We start from the raw sequence: 20,586 nt of genomic DNA, 5'->3' as shown, positions 1-20,586 counted from the left end.
GAAAAATCGGGGCAACGAAATCGCATGCGCTCGGCCGGACTTTGCGGCCCGATGCCTTTTCGTTGAACCGGTGATGGGGCCGCAGGATGCGGCCCCGCCATTTGAGAGGGAAGCTTGTTTCTCAGGCTTCGCCGACCGCCGCTTCAGCCGCGGCGATTTCAGCCTGACGCTTCGCGATATCGGCGCCGATCGGCGGGCCCTTGAAGCGGCGGTTTTCAAATGCGAACCAGACGATGCCTGTCAGCACGAGGAAGCCGACGGTAATCTCCAGCGCCCAGTCGTTCGGCGGCTGGATACCGATATAAAAGATCAAGATCATCGAAATAATGGCAAGAACTGCGATCACCTTGTACAGCCCGATTCCCATATTCCACGGCCCCATCGTCGGCCATTTCGCCGTTCCGATCGAAACAAGGCCGAGCGCAATCGGCACCGCGAAGGACAGGAACAGGAAGATGACCGTGCACGACACGACGATCGAATAGGCCGGCGTGCCGGCAATGGTGATTGCCGAGGTGAACCAAACGAAGAGGACCGAAAGGATCGAGCCCGTCCAGATGGCGGCGACCGGCGTGCGGAAATTTGGGCTGACCTTGGCGAGGGCAGACGATGCCGGAAGGCCCTTGTCGCGCGAGAAGGCGAAGATCATGCGCGAAACCGAGGTGACGGTCGCAAGCCCGCAGAGGAACTGCGAGACGAAGATCAGGAAGTAGAGGATGCTCTTGATCGCTGGGTTCGTCTGCGCGTCCATCGCCCAGAAGAACACGTTCCAGCCCTGCTTTGCCGCATCGTCCATGTTCGGGATCATCAGCACGAAGGCGCACAACATGATGTAACCGAAAAGCGCCGACCAGAGTACCGCCGAAACCATGCCGCGCGGTACGGAGACGGCGGCCTTGACGGTCTCTTCCGAGGTATGCGCCGAGGCATCGTAGCCGGTGATGGTGTAGATCGGCAGCAGCAGGCCGAGCAGGAATGCCATGCCGGTCGAGACGGTGCCCGGCCAAACCAGCGATGCGCCTTCGGTGCCGGTATAATTAGCAAAGGTGAACAGGCGCGAAATATCCCAGCTAGGAGCAGCCGCCAGGCAGACGATCGTCAGCAGCAGCGCCGTCGCGAAGATCAGATACCCGGAAAAATCGGTGAGCTTGGCGGTGAGACCAATGCCGAAATGGTTGATGCCGGCCTGCAGCGCCGTGATGATCGCCACGAAGACGACTCGGTGAAGAAGCGTGTCCTCGATGCCAAACTGCGGACCGAAGGCGCCGAAGAAGAAGTAGAAAGTGCCGACATTGATGGCACCGAGCACGGTGACGAGACCGAGCAGGTTGAGCCAGGCAGACAGCCAGCCGGTGAAGCGATTGCCGAGGATCGAGCCCCAGTGATAAAGCCCGCCGGCCGTCGGATAAGCGGAGCCGATCTGTGCGAGGCCGAGGGCGAAGATGAACGATATTAGGCAGCCGAGCGGCCAGCCGATACCGATCGCAGCACCACCGGCGCCCGAAGTCGCCTGCCCGAGCGAATTGATGCCGCCGGAAAGGATGCAAATGATCGAAAACGAGATTGCGAAGTTCGAGAACGAGCTCATGCGTCGTTCGAGTTCCTGGGCATAACCCATGGAATGCAGGATGTGCACATCCTGCTTCTTGTCCAGTTCGGTATAGTCCGACATGACTTCCCCCTGTTCACGATCGGCCGCGGGATTGCGGGCCGATTCAGTGCCAATTGCCCGCGGCATTTGCGCCATGCAGACGTTCGCAGTTAAACTGCTCCCTCGGGTCTTCTTTTTCTTCAGCCGTCCAGACTTTGCTGGAGCAACCCTTTCAAATAATCGGCCATGACCCCTTGGCCGATATCGTCTGCGATGAGGTCGTTGCGGACCTCGATCATCACATTGCGCAAGCCATTCGAAAGCCCGTGCAGGATCAGCGTGTGGGTCACGCCGTCCTCGGGTCCGTAAGGCTCGTTGCGTTCCGTCCTGTAAAGCGGCGCCTTGGCCGCGACCTCCAGCATACGATCCGCGAGCCGGCTGTCCTCGTCGTGCAATATGCCGAGTTCGACGGCGCGTTCGCGGCCGTGATAGACCGGCGTGAAGCTGTGCATCGTCACGATGATGCTGTCCTGCCCCCTAGCCCGGCGATCACGGATCAGCCCGCGAATGGCGTCGTGGAAAGGCACGTAGAGCGAGTCGGTGCGCGCAAGCCGTTCTTCCGGGCTCAAATCCCTGTTGCCGGGAATGGCGTAGATCTCGCTGGTCTCCGGCATCGCGCCGGGTGAACTGGGCGGCCGGTTGCAGTCATAGATAAGCCGCGAGAACCGCTGGAAAACGAGCGTCGCGTCGAGCGCTTCCGATATGTTGCGGGCGACCGCAAGCGCGCCCGGGTCCCAGGCAATGTGACTGGAGAGCGCTTCGCTGGGCAGGCCGAGATCGCCGAAAACGGCTGGAAGCGCATTCGAAGCGTGCTCGCAGATCAGAAGCACCGAGCTCCGGCCTTGGGTGCGTTCGATCCCGACGCAGTCGCCGTCCGCTTCGCTGAGGATTTTCGGCCGGGCCAGCACCAAAGGCGCCACTCCTATCCCTTAACAAATTCTTGATGAAGAAAAGAATTCTTCAGGTTTCGGCCAGTGTCAAGCATGGACTGAAAATTTCTTTTCATGACAGCGGTTGACATGGATTGTGACAGCGTTGTTAACTTTGAGTGGGAAAGTGGCGCCAGACCATCCCGGGGAGCATAGTTACGTGACAGTTGCGTCGAAGACGGTTTCGGACGTCATACACTCGCATTTGGGGGTGTTGACGCGCGCCGAGAAGCAGTTGGCCGAAAGCCTGCTCGACAATTATCCGGTTTCCGGCCTCGGCAGCATCACAACGATCGCCGAAAACGCCGGCGTCTCGACGCCGACCGTCGTGCGCATGGTGCAGAAGCTTGGCTTTAAGGGCTATCCGGACTTTCAGGCGCATCTGCATCAGGAAGTCGAGGCGACGATCTCGAACCCGATCGCCAAGCACGACCGCTGGGCGCAGAACGCACCAGGCACCCATATTCTCAACCGTTTCGCCGATGCCATCATGGGCAATCTGCGCCAGACGCTGACCGATCTCGACACCGCGACGTTCGACAGCGTCGCCGCGTTGCTCTCCGACCGCAAGCGCGGCCTTTATTTCGTTGGCGGCCGCATCACCGGCGCGCTTGCCGAATATTTTTTCACGCATATGCAGGTGATCCGGCCGGCAACGACGCTGCTATCGTCGAATTCCAGCAGCTGGCCGCAATATGTCCTCAACATGAATGCCGGCGACATCCTGATCATCTTCGACATCCGCCGCTATGAGCAGGAGATGGTGAGCCTTGCGACCGCCGCCCGCAAGCGCGGCGCCGAAATCATCGTCTTCACCGACCAGTGGGGTTCGCCCGCGGCCAAGCTCGCCAGGCATGCCTTCCGCGTCCGGATCGAGGCGCCGTCGGCCTGGGATTCCTCCGTCGTCACCCTTTTCATCGTCGAAGCGCTGATCGAGGCCGTGCAGAATTCGACCTGGGACGAGACGAAGGAGCGCATGAAGACACTGGAAGGCCTGTTTGAGCAGACCAGGCTTTTCCGCAAACCGGGTTAGGAGGACAAGACTAAAACAGAAGAAAAACAATGACGGATTTTTCGCGGAAACAGACGGCGTTGTCGCAAATAAAGCATTTGTCGCAACCCTCGCTATTCACAGCAGAATTAACGTCACCGAACTGTCACACAAGCTTCATGTAATCTCATTAACAGCATCGCCAGACACTGAAAACCCGAAGGAGAACAACAGTGATCTCTAACATTTCTCGACTTCTGTCGCTTTCTACTGCGATGATCGTGGCCTCGACCGCGATTGCCGCCGCCGAGCCGAGCGCTGAACTTATCGCCGCCGCCAAAAAAGAAGGAAGCCTGACGACGATCGCTCTGCCGCACAGCTGGTGCGGCTATGGCGACGTCATTGCCGGCTTCAAGGCCAAGTACGGCCTCGAGGTCAACGAACTGAACCCGGATGCAAGTTCGGGCGACGAAATCGAAGCCATCAAGGCCAACAAGGGCAACACCGGCCCGCAGGCTCCTGACGTCATCGACGTCGGCCTCTCTTTCGGCCCGTCTGCCAAGAAAGACGGCCTGATCCAGCCTTATAAGGTCTCCACCTGGGATTCCATTCCGGATACCGCCAAGGATGCTGAAGGCTACTGGTACGGCGACTATTACGGCGTTCTCGCGCTCCTGGTGAACAAGGATCTCGTCAAGGAATCGCCGGCCGACTGGGCCGACCTGAAGAAGAGCGACTATGCAAACAGCGTCGCCCTCGCAGGCGATCCGCGCAGCGCCAACCAGGCTGTCCAGGGCGTCTACGCCGCTGGTCTTTCCGCATCCGGCGGCGACGCGGCCAAGGCAGCCGAGGAAGGCCTGAAATTCTTCGCCGAACTGAACAAGAGCGGCAATTTCGTGCCGGTCGTCGGCAAGGCTGCTCCCTTCGCGCAGGGCTCCACGCCGATCGTCATCGCCTGGGACTACAACGCCCTCTCGTGGGGCGAAGGCCTGAAGGGCAATCCTCCCTTCGAGGTCGTCGTTCCGAAGACCGGCGTCGTTGCGGGCGTCTACGTCCAGGCGATTTCCGCCTTCGCTCCGCACCCGAACGCTGCCAAGCTCTGGATGGAATATCTCTATTCCGACGAAGGTCAGCTCGGCTGGCTGAAGGGCTATTGCCACCCGATCCGCTTCAACGATCTTGCCAAGAACAACAAGATCCCGAAGGAACTGCTCGACAAGCTGCCGCCGGCAGCAGCCTATGAAAAGGCTGTCTTCCCGACGCTGGAAGAGCAGGCCGCCGGCAAGGAAACCATCACCAAGAACTGGGATTCCGTCGTCGGCGCCAACGTTCAGTAAAGTTTGATCCTGCCTCCCCGCTGCAAGGCGGGGAGGTTTTCTCACTCCGACGCCCCAGGATGAGCTTTTCCATGAGCACCGTTTCAACGCCGATGGCGAGCAGTGCCCCCTTGATCAACAAAGACCGCGTGATCGACTGGCTGGGCATCGCACCCTTCATTATTTTCTCCCTGCTATTCCTGATCATCCCCACGCTTTATCTCGTGGTGGGCGCGTTCCTGACGCCCGAGGGCGATGTCACGCTGAAGAATATCGGCGATCTTTTTACGCCATCGATCATGAGCGCTTACTGGATTAGTATCCGCATCTCGGTCGCCTCCGCCCTCGGCGGCGCGTTGATCGGCTTTTTCCTTGCCTGGGCCGTCGTGCTCGGCGGTCTGCCCGCCTCCGTGCGCTCGACACTGCTGACCTTCTCCGGCGTCGCCTCGAATTTCGCCGGCGTGCCGCTCGCCTTCGCCTTCCTCGCAACGCTGGGCCGCACCGGTCTTGTGACGATCTTCCTGCGCGAATGGTTCGGCTTCAATCTCTACGGCACTGGTTTCAATCTGCTGTCCTTCTTCGGCCTCACCATCACCTACATGTATTTCCAGATCCCGCTGATGGTGCTGATCCTGACGCCGGCCCTCGACGGCATGAAGAAGGAATGGCGCGAAGCATCGCAGATTCTCGGCGCCACCAACCGCCAATACTGGACGATGGTCGCGCTGCCGATCCTCTGGCCGAGCCTGCTCGGTACGACGCTGCTGCTTTTCGCCAATGCCTTCGGCGCCATCGCCACAGCCTTTGCGCTGACCGGCAGTTCGCTGAACATCGTGCCGATCCTGCTTTATGCGCAGATCCGCGGCGACGTTCTGCACAATGCCAACCTCGGTTACGCCATCGCGCTCGGCATGATCGTGATAACCGGCGTCTCCAACGTCCTTTACCTCCTGCTGCGCATGCGCGCCGAACGGTGGCAGAAATGAAAGCTCAACGTCTCGGAGCCTGGATCGCCGTCATTCTAGGTGCATCCTATTTCGTCATTCCGTTGATCGGCACCATCGAGTTTTCGCTGCGCATGCGCCGCGGCGAATACAGCCTCGACGCCTATCAATCGGTCTTCTCGGACATTCAGTTCCGCGAGACCTTCGGCTATTCCATGCTGATGGCGCTGCTGACCATCGTCTTCGGCATGCTGCTCGTCGTGCCAACGGCCTATTGGGTGCGGCTGCGATTGCCGCAGATGCGCCCCGTCGTCGAATTCATCACGCTGCTGCCGCTTGTCATTCCGGCGATCGTCATCGTCTTCGGTTACCTCAGGATGTACAATTCGTCGTCCTACCTGCCGCTGACGGGTTCAACGACTGGCACCAACATCCTGCTGGTCTTCTCCTATATCACCCTGTCCCTGCCCTACATGTACCGCGCCGTCGATACCGCCATGCGCGCCATCGACGTCCGCACCCTGACGGAGGCAGCCGAAAGTCTCGGCGCCAGCTGGACGACCATCATGTTCAAATGCATTTTCCCCAACGTCATGAGCGGCGTGCTTTCAGGCGCCTTTATCACGCTCGCGATCGTCATGGGCGAATTCACCTTCGCCGCACTGCTCAACCGTCCGGCCTTCGGTCCCTACCTGCAGCTCGTCGGTGCCAACAAGGCCTATGAGCCTTCGGCGCTCGCCGTCATCGCCTTCTCGATCACCTGGCTCAGCATGGGCCTGCTCAACATCGTTTCCCGCGTCGGCAAAGCCCGCCCGGCAAAGGCTTAAGGTATCTGGTTCATGTCTTTTCTCACGCTGACCAACATTCAGAAATCCTTCGGCCCGGTCCAGGTCGTCAAGAACTTCAACATGACGATCGAAAAGGGTGAGTTCGTCTCCTTTCTCGGCCCGTCAGGCTGCGGCAAGACGACCGTCCTGCGCATGATCGCCGGCTTCGAAACGCCGACCGGCGGCACGCTGACCATCAATGGCAAGGATCAGAGCTCGCTGAAGCCGAACCAGCGCAACATCGGCATGGTCTTCCAGGCCTACGCGCTGTTTCCCAATATGACCGTGCACGACAATGTCGCCTTCGGCCTCAAGGTCGCCGGCGCGCCGAAGCCCGAGATCGACGCCCGCGTCAAGGAAATGCTCGGCCTGATCAAACTCGATCATCTGGCCGACCGCTTCCCCTATCAACTATCGGGCGGCCAGCAGCAGCGTGTCGCCCTTGCCCGCGCGCTTGCCGTCAAGCCGCAGGTGCTGTTGCTCGACGAGCCGCTCTCCGCGCTCGACGCCAAGATCCGCGTCTCGCTGCGCGAGGAAATTCGCCAGATCCAGCAGCAGCTCGGCATCACCACGGTCTTCGTCACCCATGATCAGGAAGAAGCCCTGTCGATCTCCGACCGCATCGTCGTCATGAATGCCGGCAAGGCTGACCAGATAGGTTCGCCCTTCGAGATCTACAACACGCCGGCGACGCGCTTCGTCGCCTCCTTCGTCGGCACGCTGAACCTCATCGAAGCCACGGTCGTCGATCCCGACACCAACCGCATCCAGATCGGCGATCAGGGTATCACGCTGAAGCAGTCGGTCGCAGCTCACAAGACTGGCGAAACCATCTCGCTGGCCCTGCGTCCGGAAGCCGGCTCGCTCTCCGACAGCGTCAAGAGCGACACGGCGCTGACCGGCCAGGTCGTTTCGGCCCACTTCCTGGGGTCGGTCATTCGCACCCGCATGAATGTTGGGGGCAACGTCATCTCCTTCGACATGTTCAACAGCCCCGGCATCACCCCGCCGCAGGCCGGCGAAACCGTAACCCTGCGCTTCATGGCAGCCGACCTGCTGATCATCCGCGACTGATTTCGCCAATACTGCTGAGGCAAAGGCGCCGCGAAACGGCGCCTTTTTCATTTCAGGTGATCCGACCCGTCAGCAATCGTGATGCAGCCATCACCATAAGGCACTTGAACTCTCCGAGGCCGGTGCCAGAAGTTGAGCGAACCAAATGAGCCGGGTAGCCCTCTGCTTGGCACTTTAAGAAAATGGGATATTTCAATGATTACCTGCCACCTGCGCTATGTGATCGATCCGTACAAGCTTGCCGAATTCGAGGAATATGCCCGGCTCTGGATTCCGATCGTCAACAGGATGGGCGGCACCCATCACGGTTATTTCCTGCCATCCGAAGGCGCCAACAATATTGCCATTGCACTGTTTTCCTTCCCGAGCCTTGCCGCCTACGAGGACTATCGCACACGCATGGCAAGCGATCCGGAATGTCAGGCGGCTTTCGAACTCGACAAACGTAACCGCAGTATCGTCAGCTATGAACGCAGCTTCTTGCGGCCCGTGCTCGGCTGATCAAACCCGCACCCGACTGGAAACGAAAACCCCGTCGGGTTGGCTGGCGGGCTTTTCGTTCTGTCATGCGCTTAACGGATCGCCTGGTCGTCGGCGTCGAAACGATGGACGTGCGCCTGATCCGGCGTCGCATAGACGATCTCGTCCGGCTCGTACTGATGCTCGCCAAACAGACGTGCGGTCAGCAGGCCGCACTGGTCGGATTCCAGATAGATGATCGTGTCGGCGCCGAGATGCTCGACATGCACGACCTTCGCAGCCCAGGTCCCCTGTTCGCGCGACAACGTCAGGTGTTCGGGACGCACGCCGATCGTCTTGGCGCTGTGGTCGCCGACCTTCTCGGCTGCGATGAAATTCATCTGCGGCGAGCCGATGAAGCCGGCAACGAAGACATTGGCCGGTCGTTTGTAGAGTTCCATCGGCGAACCGATCTGCTCGATCGCGCCGGCATTCAGCACCACGATCTTGTCGGCGAGCGTCATCGCCTCGACCTGGTCGTGGGTGACATAGATCATCGTTGCCTTCAGGCTGCGGTGCAGCCGGGCGATTTCGAGGCGGGTCTGGACACGCAGCGCCGCATCTAGGTTCGACAGCGGCTCATCGAACAGGAAAAGTTCCGGTTCGCGCACGATGGCGCGGCCGATGGCGACGCGCTGGCGCTGGCCGCCGGAGAGCTCGGCCGGCCGGCGCGCCAGATAAGGTTCCAGCGAAAGCATGCCGGATGCCTTGCCGACACGCCTTTCGATCTCGTCCTTGGCGGTGCCGGCCTGCTTGAGACCAAGCCCCATATTGTCTTTGACCGTCAGATGCGGATAGAGCGCGTAGGACTGAAACACCATGGCGATGCCGCGCTTGGCCGGCGGCGTCAACGTCTCATCGCGGCCATTGATGACGACGGCGCCTGACGTGACGTCTTCGAGGCCTGCAATGCTGCGCAACAGCGTCGATTTCCCGCAGCCCGACGGCCCGACGAAGATGACGAATTCGCCGTCCTTGACCTCGAGGTCGATGCCTTTCAGCACTTCATGCGTGCCATAGGTCTTGCGGATGGATTTGAGTTGAAGCGATCCCACGGGTCTTTCCTTATAATCTGACCGGCTGGCCGGTGCGCACGCTCTCGTCGGCGGCAAGGCAGATGCGCAGCGACGCCACCGCATCCGCCATATGGCGGTCGAGGTCCAGATCCTCGCGGATCGCCCTCAGCATGAAGGCCTGTTCCAGGTCGCAGAGCGCCTGATGACCGGGCTCGCCCGTCATCGTCATATCCTGGTCAGGCCGGATGAACTTGCCGTCAGGCCCAGTCTCGGCCGTGTGCAGGCGGATCACCGAGGTCTTGGTGTGCGTGTCGATATCGTCGGACCTCGCGTTCGGATCCATGACGATCGACACCGCCCCCTTCGGCGACATCACATCTTTCACGAAGAAGGCTGTTTCCGAGATCATCGGGCCCCAGCCGGCCTCGTACCAGCCGACGGAACCGTCCTCGAACAGCACCTGCAGGTGACCGTAATTATACATGTCGGCAGCGATCTCGTCGGACATGCGCAGTCCCATGCCGCGTACCTCGACGGCCCTCGCATCGGTGATCTGGCACATGACGTCGACATAATGCACGCCGCAATCGACGATCGGCGAGGTCGTGCGCATCAGCGACTTGTGCGTCGCCCAGGTCGGGCCGCTGGACTGCTGGTTGAGGTTCATGCGGAAGACGTAAGGCGGGCCGAGCTTGCGCGCCTCCTCGATCAGCTTCATCCAGGAAGGATGATGGCGAAGGATATAACCGATCACCAGCTTGCGCCCCGCCTTCCTGGCTGCCGCGACGACGCGCTCGGCGTCGGCGACGGTGGTCGCCAGCGGCTTTTCCACGAAGACATCACAGCCCGCCTCGAAGGCGGCGACCGCATAATCGGCATGGCTGTCGGAATAAGTGTTGATCGAGCAGAGGTCCGGCTTCAGCTTGGCCAGCGCCGTCGTGAAGTCGGGATGGATCGTATAGTCCTGCAGCTCAGGCCCCAATTGCGGCGTCGAGCGGTTGACGAGACCGACGATCTCGAAGCCTGGATTGTTATGATAGGCGAGCGCATGGCTGCGGCCCATATTGCCGAGGCCGGCAACGAGCACGCGGATCGGTTTTTCGGTCACTTGACGGCTCCTGACGTGATGCCGCGGATCAGCTGCCGCGAGAAGATGACATAGAGGACGAGGATCGGCAGGATCGCCAGCGACAGCGCCGCCAGCACCGCATTCCAGTTGGTGACGAACTGGCCGATGAAGATCTGCGAGCCGAGCGTCACTGTCTTGGTCGCCTCGGAGGGCGCCAGGATCAGCGGGAACCAGAGATCGTTCCAGATCGGGATCATGGTGAACACCGCGACCGTCGCCATGGCCGGGCGCACCAGCGGCAGCACCAGGCGAAAGAAGATCGCATATTCGGAAAGCCCGTCGATGCGGCCGGCATTCTTCAGATCGTCCGAAACCGTGCGCATGAATTCCGACAGGATGAAGATCGCCAGCGGTATGCCCTGCGCGGTATAGACGAGGATCAGCGCCGTCAGCGTATTGACGAGGCCGGCCGCCACCATGCCCTGCAGGATCGCCACCGTGCCGAGACGGATCGGGATCATGATGCCGATCGCCATGTAGAGCCCGAGCAGCATATTGCCGCGGAAACGGTATTCGGAAAGCGCAAAGGCCGCCATGGCGCCGAAGAGCAGTACCAGCAGGATCGAGACGATCGTGACGATAAAGCTGTTCTGGAAATAGGTGGCGAAATCGCCCTGCCCGAGCACCGTCTGATAGCCGACCAGACTGAAGGTCGACGGCGTCGGGATCATCAGCGGCTCGCGGAAGATCGAAGCACGATCCTTGAACGAGTTGACGATGGTCAGGAACACCGGAAACAACGCGACCAGCGTATAGGCGCTCAGCGCCAGATGTACGAGGCCGGTGCGGATGGGAGATGTGCGTGCCTTGGACATGCGCGCTCCTCAGAACTGGTAGCGACGCATGCGCCGCTGGATGACGAAGAGATAAAGCGAGACGCCGGCGAGGATGATGAGGAACATCACCGTGGCAATCGTCGCGCCCATCGAGCGGTCGCCGAGCTGAAGCTGGAAACCGAAGAAGGTGCGGTAGAGCAGCGTGCCGAGAATGTCGGTCGACATGTCAGGCCCGGCCAGCGCCCCCTGCACAGTATAGATCAGGTCGAAGGCGTTGAAATTGCCGACGAAGGTCAGGATCGAGATGATGCCGATCGCCGGCAGAATGAGCGGCAGCTTGATTTTCCAGAACTGGGCCCAACCGGTAATGCCGTCGCATTCGGCCGCCTCAATCACCTCTTCGGGGATGCTGAGCAGTGCGGCATAGATCAGCATCATCGGAATGCCGATATATTGCCAATTCGAGATCAGCGACACCGCGATCAGCGCCGAGCCGGACTTGCCGAGCCAGGGCGCGAACAGGAATTTCAAGCCGATGAGATCGAGCATCCAGGGCGCCACGCCCCAGATCGGCGAAAGGATGAGCTTCCAGATGAAGCCGACGATGACGAAGGACAAGAGCGTCGGCAGGAACATCGCCGTGCGGTAGAAGGCGACGCCGCGGAGCTTCGGCACCGAAAGCAGGGCGGCAAGCGCCACACCGATCGGGTTCTGCACGCACATGTGGATGGCAAAGAAGATCAGGTTGTTGACCAGCGCATTCCAGAAATCGCGCGCCCAGCGCGCATCGCCGAACAGCACCTTGAAATTCGCCAGTCCGACGAAGGCCGGCTGCCCGTCGACCGTATTGTAGAGCGAAAGCCTGAGCGTTTCGATGAGCGGCAGCACCATGACGGCAGAATAGACGATCAGGGCTGGCAGCATGAAGACGAAGATATGCCAGCGCACCGGGCGCCTGATCGGGACGATATCGACCGTGTTGTCGGTTTCGCTCATGGCTTTTGCCTGTTCTTGTCGACTGGCCGCAAGGTGCAGCGCAGATGGAAACATTGCGCCTCACCCCTGACCGTCTCTCCGGCTGCCGGGAGAAGGAACGTGCCCTGCTTTGATGCCAAGTCGGGCTGGGAGGTCGCTGCGAGTCTCCTTCTCCTCTGAAGTGGGAGAAGATGGCCAGCAGGCCGGATGAGGGGCGGCAAACGCCGCCCCTCCACACGCTATCACTTGGCCGGCTTGTACCAGCTGTCGAGGCCGTCCTGCAGCTTCTTGGCGGCAACCGCAGGCGTATCCGTGCCGTTGATCACGTTGGCCGATTCGACCCAGGTCTCGTTTTCGAGGTTCGGCGTGCCACGCGACAGGATCTGGTAGGTCGAGCGCACCGTCGACTTGTACGGGCCGCGCCAGGAAACGAATTCCTGAGCGAGCGGATCGGACATCTTGACCGGGGTGGAGTTCAGGCTGAAGAAGCCCGGCAGCGAGTTGGCGTAGATATCAGCGAACTCCGGCGAAGCGACCCAGCTGAGGAACTTCTTGGCTTCCTCGGCATGGGTGCTCTTTGCGTTCAGGGCAACACCGATATCCGGATGGTCGGAGATGTAGCCCGTGTCGCCTGCCTTCGGAACCGGAGGCGGGAAGGCGCCCATCTTGAACTGGGCCTGGCTGTTGAACAGCGCGATTTCCCACGAACCGGCCGGATAGATCGCTGCACGGCCGAGCGTGAACAGGTTCTGGCTGTCGGAGTAGGTCTGAGCTTCGAAACCGTCGCCGAGATAGGGCTTCCACTTGGCAAGCTCTTCATAGGGCTTGACCCACTCGGCATCGGTCAGCTTCTGCTTGCCGGCGATCAGGGCTTCGCGGCCCTCTTCACCCTTCCAGTAGTTCGGGCCGATGTTCTGGTAGCCCATGGTGGCGGCCTCCCAGAGGTCCTTCGTGCCCATGGCGAGCGGGATGTAGGTGCCGTCGGCCTTGATCTTGTCGAGCGCTGCGTAGAACTCGTCCTGCGTCTTCGGCACCGAGATGCCGAGCTTGTCGAAGGCGTCCTTGTTGTAGATGAAGCCGTGGATGACCGAAGCCATAGGCACGCAGAAGGTCGACTTGCCGTCGTCGGTGCTCCAGGCGGCCTTGGCGACCGGCGAGAAGTTCTCCATGCCAGGAAGGCTGGTGATGTCGGCGAGCTGCTTCTTGTTGAAGAGTTCGAGCGAGGCATCGAACGGACGGCAGGTGATGATATCGCCTGCGGAGCCGGCATCGAGCTTGGCGTTCAGCGAGGCGTTGTATTCGGTCGGCGCAGTCGGTGAGAAGACGATCTTGATGCCCGGGTTCTTCGCTTCGAAGGCCGGGATGATCTTTTCCTGCCAGATCTGCAAGTCGTCGTTACGCCAGCTTTCGACCGTCAGCGTGACGTCGGCGGCATGGACGAGGCCCACTGAAGTCAGCAGACTGGAGGCAAGCAGCAAGCTTTTCAGAGCAGTGTTTTTCATTTCCCTCTCCTGTTTTAAGCACCTGAAGGCGCTGTTTTCGATCTGAAACAAGCAGTTGGCGTGTTTGAGGTAACACCCAACGCCCCTTGGAGGACCGCCAGCAATGCCGGTCCCGAAAGCTCAACGGACACGAAGGCGGACGCCTGCGGCCGAACTGCGCGCCTTCCCGGCGTCTGCACCGGGAGCGGCGAAATGATGGGGAAAGCCGATGGATGCCTGACCTTCGCCACCAGCTTGACGGGCCGGCGGGTCGTCATCTCGATCATCCTCGAAGCGGTTCCGGCTTGGTTTAACTGCCGGTTTTCGTAGACCTCGAAGCGCTGTTCCCTTTTGCCGAATTAAGGCCAAAAAAATACCAATTGTCCAGCCGAATTTAACTTTTTGGCCGGCTAAAATTGATTAAAAAATTTTAGCTAATAAAATCAACATGATAAAAAGATGAATTTTCTCCATCATTCCCACTTGGTAAATGGTATTTTTTTGGTATTGTATTAAAAACCATGGGGAACGGCATATTCGGAGGCCCGATGACGGAGCTTGCAATCGGCATAGACGGCGGCGGAACGAGCTGCCGGGCCGCAGTCGCGGACAGGAACGGCAATGTCATCGGTCGCGGCAAATCAGGCCCTGCCAACATCCTGTCGGATCTCGAAAACTCTCTTCTCAACATCGTCGAATCCGCCCGGCAGGCGCTCCGCGATGCCGGGCTTGCCGCTGAAACCCTTTTCTCTGTCGCAGCGGTCGTCGGCGTCGCCGGGGCGAACGTCGGCGATTACGGCAGGCGAATCGAAAAGGCCCTGCCCTTTGCCGAAGGCCGCGTCATCACCGATGCGCTGATCGCCCTGCAGGGTGCGCTCGGCGATGCCGACGGCATCGTTGGCGCCTTCGGCACCGGCTCGGTCTATAATGCCCGCAAGAATGGCCGGCTGAACGGCATCGGCGGCTGGGGTTTCGTTGTCGGCGACCAGGCAAGCGGTGCCCGCCTCGGCCGCGATCTCCTGGAACGATCACTGCTTGCCCATGACGGGGTGCGTCCGGCATCGCCGATCACCGACGTGGTCATGACTGAATACGGCAATGATCCCGAGCGCATCGTCGAATTCGCCCATTCGGCAAGACCGAAGGATTTTGCCAGTTACGCCCCCACCGTCTTCGAACATGCGGCTAAGGGCGATGCCGTGGCAGTCGGCATCGTCACGGATGCGGCAGCGGCGATCGGCGAAAGTCTCGAAGCGCTGCTCTGGCCCGAATGCCCATCGATTTGCCTGCTCGGCGGTCTTGCTGAAGCTTATGAGCCGTGGCTTTCCGAGCGCTACAGGCCTTTGCTTGCCAGACCGAAAGGCGATGCCCTGCAGGGCGCGGTGGAACTTGCGGTCAAGCTCTTGAACGACAAGCAGAGAGGTGCGGCATGACCGACGACCTCGCCACCCTCCTTTCCCTGGAGCGCCTGCAGGCAGCCGGCACAGGTCCGCTCTACGTCAAGCTGCGCCGCACGCTCGAAGGAGCCGTGCGCACCGGCACGCTTGGGCACGGCGATGCGCTGCCGCCGGAACGCGACATCGCCGAATTCGCCGCCGTCAGCCGCGTCACCGTGCGCAAGGCGATCGACGAACTCGTCGCCGATGGCCTGTTGGTGCGCCGTCACGGTTCAGGCACCTTCGTCGCCAAGCCGGTCTCCAAGGTCGAGCAGCGCCTGTCGCAGCTCACCTCCTTCACCGAGGATATGGCGCGCCGCGGCATGTCCTCCCGCTCCGAATGGCTGCACAAGGGCGTCCACACCCCCTCGCCCGACGAGATGATGATCCTTGGCCTCGGTACCGACGTCAAGGTTTCGCGCCTTTCCCGCCTGCGCATCGCCGACGACCAGCCGCTGGCGATCGAGAATGCCAGCGTCTCCGGCGAATTCCTGCCCGATCCCTCGGCCGTCACCAATTCGCTCTATGCCGAACTCGAACGCCTCCAAGTCCGCCCGGTGCGCGCCGTGCAGCGCATCTCCGCCACCAATATGAAGGAAGCCGACGCCCAGCTTCTCGGCGTCTCCGCGGGTGCGGCCGGCCTGTCGATCGAGCGTATCTCCTATCTGGGCTCCGGCCGCGCCGTCGAATTCACCCGCTCGCTCTATCGCGGCGACGCCTATGACTTTGTCGCGGAGCTGACGATCGCAGTGGCGTAAGCCCTACCAGAAGCGGGCGATCCAAAGCTGATTTCCGACAAGATCATCGAAGATCGCATCGGCGGAGATAAGCGGTATCCCATTCTGCATGGCGGTCGCGGCAAGAAACCGGTCGAACGGATCGCGATGTGTCCAGTCCATCATGGCTGCGGTCAGACAGATTTCCGGTGTCAATGCCGCGGCAATGCCACCCTGCTCGTGCAGCAGTTCCGGCAGCCGGCCGATGAAAGGCTCCATCTCCGGCCATTTGCCGAGACGAACCTTCTGCCCGACTTCAAATAGGGATATTGGGCTGACGAAAATCGTCTCCGCCTTTTCGATCAGAGCGATCGCCTTGGCCGAGAGCCGCCCGTCGCCGGTCAGCGACCATGCCCACGCATGGGTGTCGAGCAAGAGCGAGTTCACTCGCCCCCTTCCCAAGCCGCAAGCTCGCCCTGATCCATGGGCTCAAAAAAGTCGGGTCCATTTCCAACAACTTGCCCTTTGAGCAACCCGATCTTGAAGGAAGACTGCACAATCGGAATGATCTTCACGACAGGCTTGCGCCCCTTGGCGATCACCACTTCCTCACCGGAAAGGGCAGCGTCGATCAATTTCGACAGATTGGTCTTTGCGACATGGATAGTAACTTGCATCGTCGCCCTCATTAGCTAACTTGGCTAAGCATACCACCTCATCGTCAATTCCGCTATCAAATTCAAACAGCCTGAATGCGGGCAATTATTGAGCCGAATCAAAATCATAAAGCCGGAAGGTGAACCCTTCCGGCTTTTCATTTATCGAATCAACCTCTGAGGACGCCGCTATAGAACAGGATGATTTTAGGCCGGGTCGGCCTAAAATCTGAATCCTGTCCTAAATTAAATAGTGAGAGCATGATGTCGTCCGAAAACCGCTCACACTTTTCGGCATCATGCTCTAAGCGACCGCGAAGCCTCGGCAATCAGGCCGCGTCTTCGATCTGCTCGTCCGTCTTGCGCGGCACGTAGTTCAGCACCGGCCCGAGCCAGCGCTCGACTTCAGACACCGCCATCTGCTTGCGCGCCGCATAATCCTCGACTTGATCGCGCTCCACCTTGGCGACGCCGAAATAATAGGAGTCGGGATGGCCAATATAGAGGCCGGAGACCGAGGAACCGGGCCACATCGCATAACTCTCCGTCAGCTTCACGCCGGCCGCTTTTTCGGCATCGAGCAGTTTGAAAAGTGTTGCCTTTTCGGTGTGATCGGGCTGGGCGGGATAACCGGGTGCCGGGCGGATGCCGGCATAGGCTTCGGTGATGAGATCCTCCTTGCTGAGCGTCTCGTCCTTGGCATAGCCCCAGTATTCGCGCCGCACCTGCTCATGCATACGCTCGGCAAAAGCTTCGGCGAAGCGGTCGGCCAGCGCCTTGACGAGGATTGAGGAATAATCGTCGTTCGCCCGCTCGAAACGCTCGGCGATGGCGATTTCCTCGATGCCGGCCGTCACCACGAAGCCGCCGACATAATCCTGAACACCGCTTGAAACCGGCGCCACGAAATCGGAGAGCGCCACGTTCGGCCGCCCGTCCCGCTTCGAAAGCTGCTGGCGCAGCGTATAGAAGGTGGCAAGCTCGTGCTTCCGGCTCTCGTCCGTGAACAGCCGGATATCGTCGCCAACGGCGCCGGCGGGCCAGAAGCCGATGACGGCGCGCGGGCGGAACCACTTCTCGTCGATGATCTTCTTCAGCATCGCCTGCGCGTCGGCCCAGAGCGCGCGCGCCGCCTCGCCCTGCTTCTCGTCGTCGAGAATGGCGGGGTAGCGGCCGCGCAACTCCCAGGTCTGGAAGAACGGCGTCCAGTCGATATATTTGGCAAGCTCGGCCAGATCGTAATCCTCGAACACCCGCGTGCCGAAGAATTGCGGATTGGTCGGTTGGTGGGCAGACCAGTCGATCTTGTGGGCATTCTCGCGAGCCCGCGGCAACGGCAGGCGCACCTTCTCGGCCTCGCTGCGCGCATGGGCGGCCGCCACCTTGGCATATTCGGCTCTTACATCGTCGACATAGCTCTGCCGCGTTTCCGGCGACAGCAGTGCGGAGACGACGCCGACGGCGCGGCTCGCATCGGTCACGTAAACCGTCTGCCCCTTGTTGTAGCCGGGATGGATCTTCACGGCCGTATGCACGCGGCTGGTCGTCGCCCCGCCGATCAACAGCGGGATCTCGAAGCCCTGCCGCTCCATCTCGGCAGCAACATGCACCATCTCGTCGAGCGACGGCGTGATCAGGCCGGAGAGGCCGATGACGTCGACCTTCTCGGCAATGGCCGTTTCGAGGATCTTTGTCGCCGGCACCATGACGCCGAGGTCGACGATCTCGTAATTGTTGCAGGCAAGCACGACGCCGACGATGTTCTTGCCGATATCGTGCACGTCGCCCTTGACCGTCGCCATCAGGATCTTGCCGGCTGACCGACGCTGGTCGCCACCATTGAGGCGCTTTTCCTCTTCCATATACGGCAGCAACACGGCCACCGCCTGCTTCATCACCCGCGCCGACTTGACCACCTGCGGCAGGAACATCTTGCCCGAGCCGAACAGATCGCCGACGACGTTCATGCCGGCCATCAGCGGCCCTTCGATGACGTGCAGCGGCCGGGCGGCCTGCAGGCGCGCCTCTTCGGTATCGGCCTCGATATATTCGGTGATGCCGTTGACCAGCGCATGCTCGAGACGCTTCTCGACGCTCCATTCGCGCCAGGAAAGATCTTGGACGCGGCCTTCGCGTGCGGCGCCGCCACGGAATTTCTCCGCCACTTCGAGCAGCCGCTCGGTACCATCAGGACGACGGTTCAGCACCACGTCCTCGCAGGCCTCGCGCAGCTCGGGATCGATATTGTCGTAGACGGCAAGCTGGCCGGCATTGACGATGCCCATGTCCATGCCCGCCTGGATGGCGTGATAGAGGAACACGGCATGCATCGCCTCGCGCACCGGCTCGTTGCCGCGGAACGAGAAGGACAGGTTCGACACACCGCCCGAAATATGCACCAGCGGCATGCGCTCGCGGATCGTCCGCGTCGCCTCGATGAAATCGACACCGTAATTATTGTGCTCTTCGATGCCGGTCGCGACCGCGAAGATGTTCGGGTCGAAAATGATGTCCTCCGGCGGGTAGCCGATCTTTTCGGTCAGCAGCTTGTAGGCGCGCGTGCAGATTTCAACCTTGCGCTCATAACTGTCCGCCTGCCCCGTCTCGTCGAAGGCCATGACGACGACGGCCGCACCGTAATTGTGCAACAGCCGAGCCTGAGCGAGAAAATTCTCTTCGCCTTCCTTCAGCGAGATCGAGTTGACGATCGGCTTGCCCTGAACGCGCTTCAGGCCGGATTCGATGATCGAGAACTTCGACGAGTCGATCATCACAGGCACACGTGCGATGTCAGGCTCGGCGGCGATCAGGTTGAGGAACTCGACCATCGCCTTTTCGGAATCGATCAGGCCTTCGTCCATGTTGATGTCGATCACCTGCGCGCCGTTCTCGACCTGGTCGCGCGCCACATCGAGCGCAGCCGTGAAATCGCCGTTGGTGATCAGCTTGCGGAAGCGGGCCGAGCCGGTGACGTTGGTGCGCTCGCCGACATTGACGAAGGGGATGTCCTTGGTCAGCTCGAAGGGTTCGAGGCCCGACAGCGACATGAACGGGCGATGCTCGGGAATCGGACGTGGCTTGTATTTCGCAACGGTCTCGGCGATCGCCTTGATATGCTCCGGCGTCGAGCCGCAGCAGCCGCCGACGATGTTGACGAGGCCCTCGCGAGCGAAGCCGTCGATCTGCGCCGCCATCAGCTCCGGCGTTTCGTCATACTGGCCGAACTCGTTCGGCAGGCCGGCATTCGGGTAGGCGCAGATGAAGGTATCGGCAACACCCGAAAGCTCCTGCAGGTGTGGGCGCATCGCATTGGCACCAAGCGCGCAGTTGAGCCCGATCGTGAAGGGATTGGCATGGCGCACCGAATTCCAGAAGGCAGATGGCGTCTGGCCGGACAGCGTGCGGCCGGAAAGGTCGGTGATCGTGCCCGAGATCATCACCGGCAGGCGCACGCCCTTGGCCTCGAAGCGCTCCTCGCAGGCGAAGATCGCAGCCTTGGCGTTCAGCGTGTCGAAGATTGTCTCGATGAGGATGATGTCGGCGCCCCCGTCAATCAGCCCGTCGATCTGCTCGCCATAGGCGGAACGCAGATCGTCGAAGGTGACGGCACGGAAGCCGGGATTGTTGACGTCGGGCGAGATCGAGGCGGTGCGGTTGGTCGGCCCGATGGCGCCGGCGACGAAGCGGCGGCGGCCGTCCTCGCGCTCGGCGCGCTGTGCCGCCCGGCGCACGATTTCGGCGCCTTCCTTGTTGAGGTCGTAGACCGCACCTTCCATCTCATAATCGGCTTGCGCGATGCGGGTCGAGGAGAAGGTATTGGTCTCGAGAATATCGGCGCCGGCCTTGGCGTATCTGTAATGGATCTCTTCGATCGCGTCCGGCTGGGTCAGGATCAGAAGGTCGTTATTGCCCTTCTGGTGACAGGCGCAGCCGATGAAGCGCGTCCCGCGGAACTGGTCTTCATCATAGCCGAGGCCCTGGATCTGCGTGCCCATGGCGCCGTCCAGAACAAGGATGCGTTCGCTCGCGGCTTGTCTCAAAGCTGCGAAAACTTCACTGCCGTCACGTTTGCCCGTTTCCGGACCAAAGAGATTGTCAAACACGGGAGGGCTCCTTGACGTCGTAAGACCAGGCTTCCAAATCACATAAA

Annotated in this window: 18 protein-coding genes; 8 read left to right on the top strand and 10 right to left on the bottom strand. The window is 60.7% G+C overall.

What is annotated here, in order from left to right; all coding sequences use genetic code 11:
- Positions 1-121: 121 nt before the first annotated feature.
- Positions 122-1,672, bottom strand: a complete 1,551-nt coding sequence (locus RWK44_RS21650) for an amino acid permease (RefSeq protein WP_131666315.1) — start codon at positions 1,670-1,672, stop codon at positions 122-124.
- A 119-nt stretch (positions 1,673-1,791) separates the two neighbouring features.
- Positions 1,792-2,562 carry an N-formylglutamate amidohydrolase gene (locus RWK44_RS21645; RefSeq protein WP_131666332.1) on the bottom strand — a complete coding sequence of 257 codons (771 nt, stop codon included), beginning with the start codon at positions 2,560-2,562 and terminating at the stop codon, positions 1,792-1,794.
- Between the two features lie 178 nt (positions 2,563-2,740).
- Between RWK44_RS21645 and RWK44_RS21640 the strand changes: the two genes are divergently transcribed.
- From RWK44_RS21640 to RWK44_RS21615, 6 genes are all read left to right on the top strand, one after another.
- On the top strand, positions 2,741-3,613 hold the full coding sequence (locus RWK44_RS21640) for a MurR/RpiR family transcriptional regulator (protein WP_017961343.1): 873 nt from the start codon (positions 2,741-2,743) through the stop codon (positions 3,611-3,613).
- A 191-nt stretch (positions 3,614-3,804) separates the two neighbouring features.
- Positions 3,805-4,908 carry an ABC transporter substrate-binding protein gene (locus RWK44_RS21635; protein ID WP_131666316.1) on the top strand — a complete coding sequence of 368 codons (1,104 nt, stop codon included), beginning with the start codon at positions 3,805-3,807 and terminating at the stop codon, positions 4,906-4,908.
- A 71-nt stretch (positions 4,909-4,979) separates the two neighbouring features.
- On the top strand, positions 4,980-5,873 hold the full coding sequence (locus RWK44_RS21630; protein ID WP_131639526.1) for an ABC transporter permease: 894 nt from the start codon (positions 4,980-4,982) through the stop codon (positions 5,871-5,873).
- Positions 5,870-6,658 carry an ABC transporter permease gene (locus RWK44_RS21625; RefSeq protein ID WP_131639527.1) on the top strand — a complete coding sequence of 263 codons (789 nt, stop codon included), beginning with the start codon at positions 5,870-5,872 and terminating at the stop codon, positions 6,656-6,658. The genes RWK44_RS21630 and RWK44_RS21625 overlap by 4 nt, the downstream gene beginning before the upstream one ends.
- A gap of 12 nt (positions 6,659-6,670) precedes the next feature.
- Positions 6,671-7,732 (top strand): ABC transporter ATP-binding protein, encoded by a 1,062-nt coding sequence (locus RWK44_RS21620; protein ID WP_072637758.1) that lies wholly within the window; start codon positions 6,671-6,673, stop codon positions 7,730-7,732.
- A gap of 195 nt (positions 7,733-7,927) precedes the next feature.
- Complete coding sequence (locus tag RWK44_RS21615) at positions 7,928-8,233, top strand: NIPSNAP family protein (RefSeq protein WP_131666318.1); 306 nt, start codon at positions 7,928-7,930, stop codon at positions 8,231-8,233.
- A 71-nt stretch (positions 8,234-8,304) separates the two neighbouring features.
- On the opposite strand, the gene RWK44_RS21610 is transcribed toward RWK44_RS21615, so the two are convergent.
- The 5 genes from RWK44_RS21610 to RWK44_RS21590 all read right to left on the bottom strand — a co-directional run bounded on the left by RWK44_RS21610 (position 8,305) and on the right by RWK44_RS21590 (position 13,649).
- Positions 8,305-9,306: an ABC transporter ATP-binding protein gene (locus tag RWK44_RS21610; RefSeq protein ID WP_131666319.1), complete on the bottom strand. Its 1,002-nt coding sequence runs from the start codon at positions 9,304-9,306 to the stop codon at positions 8,305-8,307.
- A 10-nt stretch (positions 9,307-9,316) separates the two neighbouring features.
- Complete coding sequence (locus RWK44_RS21605; RefSeq protein ID WP_131666320.1) at positions 9,317-10,375, bottom strand: Gfo/Idh/MocA family protein; 1,059 nt, start codon at positions 10,373-10,375, stop codon at positions 9,317-9,319.
- Positions 10,372-11,211 carry a carbohydrate ABC transporter permease gene (locus tag RWK44_RS21600; RefSeq protein ID WP_017961350.1) on the bottom strand — a complete coding sequence of 280 codons (840 nt, stop codon included), beginning with the start codon at positions 11,209-11,211 and terminating at the stop codon, positions 10,372-10,374. Before RWK44_RS21600 ends, RWK44_RS21605 begins: the two co-directional genes overlap by 4 nt.
- Before the next feature lie 9 nt (positions 11,212-11,220).
- A complete protein-coding gene (locus RWK44_RS21595; protein WP_027664208.1) occupies positions 11,221-12,168 on the bottom strand; it encodes a carbohydrate ABC transporter permease in 948 nt (315 codons plus the stop codon).
- A gap of 221 nt (positions 12,169-12,389) precedes the next feature.
- Complete coding sequence (locus RWK44_RS21590) at positions 12,390-13,649, bottom strand: ABC transporter substrate-binding protein (protein WP_131666321.1); 1,260 nt, start codon at positions 13,647-13,649, stop codon at positions 12,390-12,392.
- A 527-nt stretch (positions 13,650-14,176) separates the two neighbouring features.
- On the opposite strand from RWK44_RS21590, the gene RWK44_RS21585 reads away from it, so the two are divergent.
- Both RWK44_RS21585 and RWK44_RS21580 read left to right on the top strand, forming a co-directional pair.
- Positions 14,177-15,061 carry an N-acetylglucosamine kinase gene (locus tag RWK44_RS21585; protein ID WP_168284619.1) on the top strand — a complete coding sequence of 295 codons (885 nt, stop codon included), beginning with the start codon at positions 14,177-14,179 and terminating at the stop codon, positions 15,059-15,061.
- A complete protein-coding gene (locus tag RWK44_RS21580; protein ID WP_131666323.1) occupies positions 15,058-15,822 on the top strand; it encodes a GntR family transcriptional regulator in 765 nt (254 codons plus the stop codon). Before RWK44_RS21585 ends, RWK44_RS21580 begins: the two co-directional genes overlap by 4 nt.
- 3 nt (positions 15,823-15,825) lie before the next feature.
- Here the strand turns inward: RWK44_RS21580 and RWK44_RS21575 are convergent, their stop codons facing one another.
- From RWK44_RS21575 to metH, 3 genes are all read right to left on the bottom strand, one after another.
- The gene (locus tag RWK44_RS21575) at positions 15,826-16,227 is read right to left on the bottom strand and encodes a type II toxin-antitoxin system VapC family toxin (RefSeq protein ID WP_131666324.1); all 402 of its coding nucleotides are present in this window, start codon (positions 16,225-16,227) and stop codon (positions 15,826-15,828) included.
- Entirely contained in the window at positions 16,224-16,457 is a 234-nt protein-coding gene (locus RWK44_RS21570) for a type II toxin-antitoxin system Phd/YefM family antitoxin (RefSeq protein WP_020050887.1), read from the bottom strand. The genes RWK44_RS21575 and RWK44_RS21570 overlap by 4 nt, the downstream gene beginning before the upstream one ends.
- 308 nt (positions 16,458-16,765) lie before the next feature.
- Entirely contained in the window at positions 16,766-20,539 is a 3,774-nt protein-coding gene (metH, locus tag RWK44_RS21565; protein WP_168284617.1) for a methionine synthase, read from the bottom strand.
- Between the last annotated feature and the right edge of the window lie 47 nt (positions 20,540-20,586).

This window comes from Rhizobium sp. 25PS6, from assembly GCF_032464655.1.
Taxonomy (GTDB): Bacteria; Pseudomonadota; Alphaproteobacteria; order Rhizobiales; family Rhizobiaceae; genus Rhizobium; species Rhizobium laguerreae.
The sequence above is the reverse complement of the archived record's forward strand: the minus strand, read 5'-3'. Positions and strand labels throughout refer to the sequence as shown.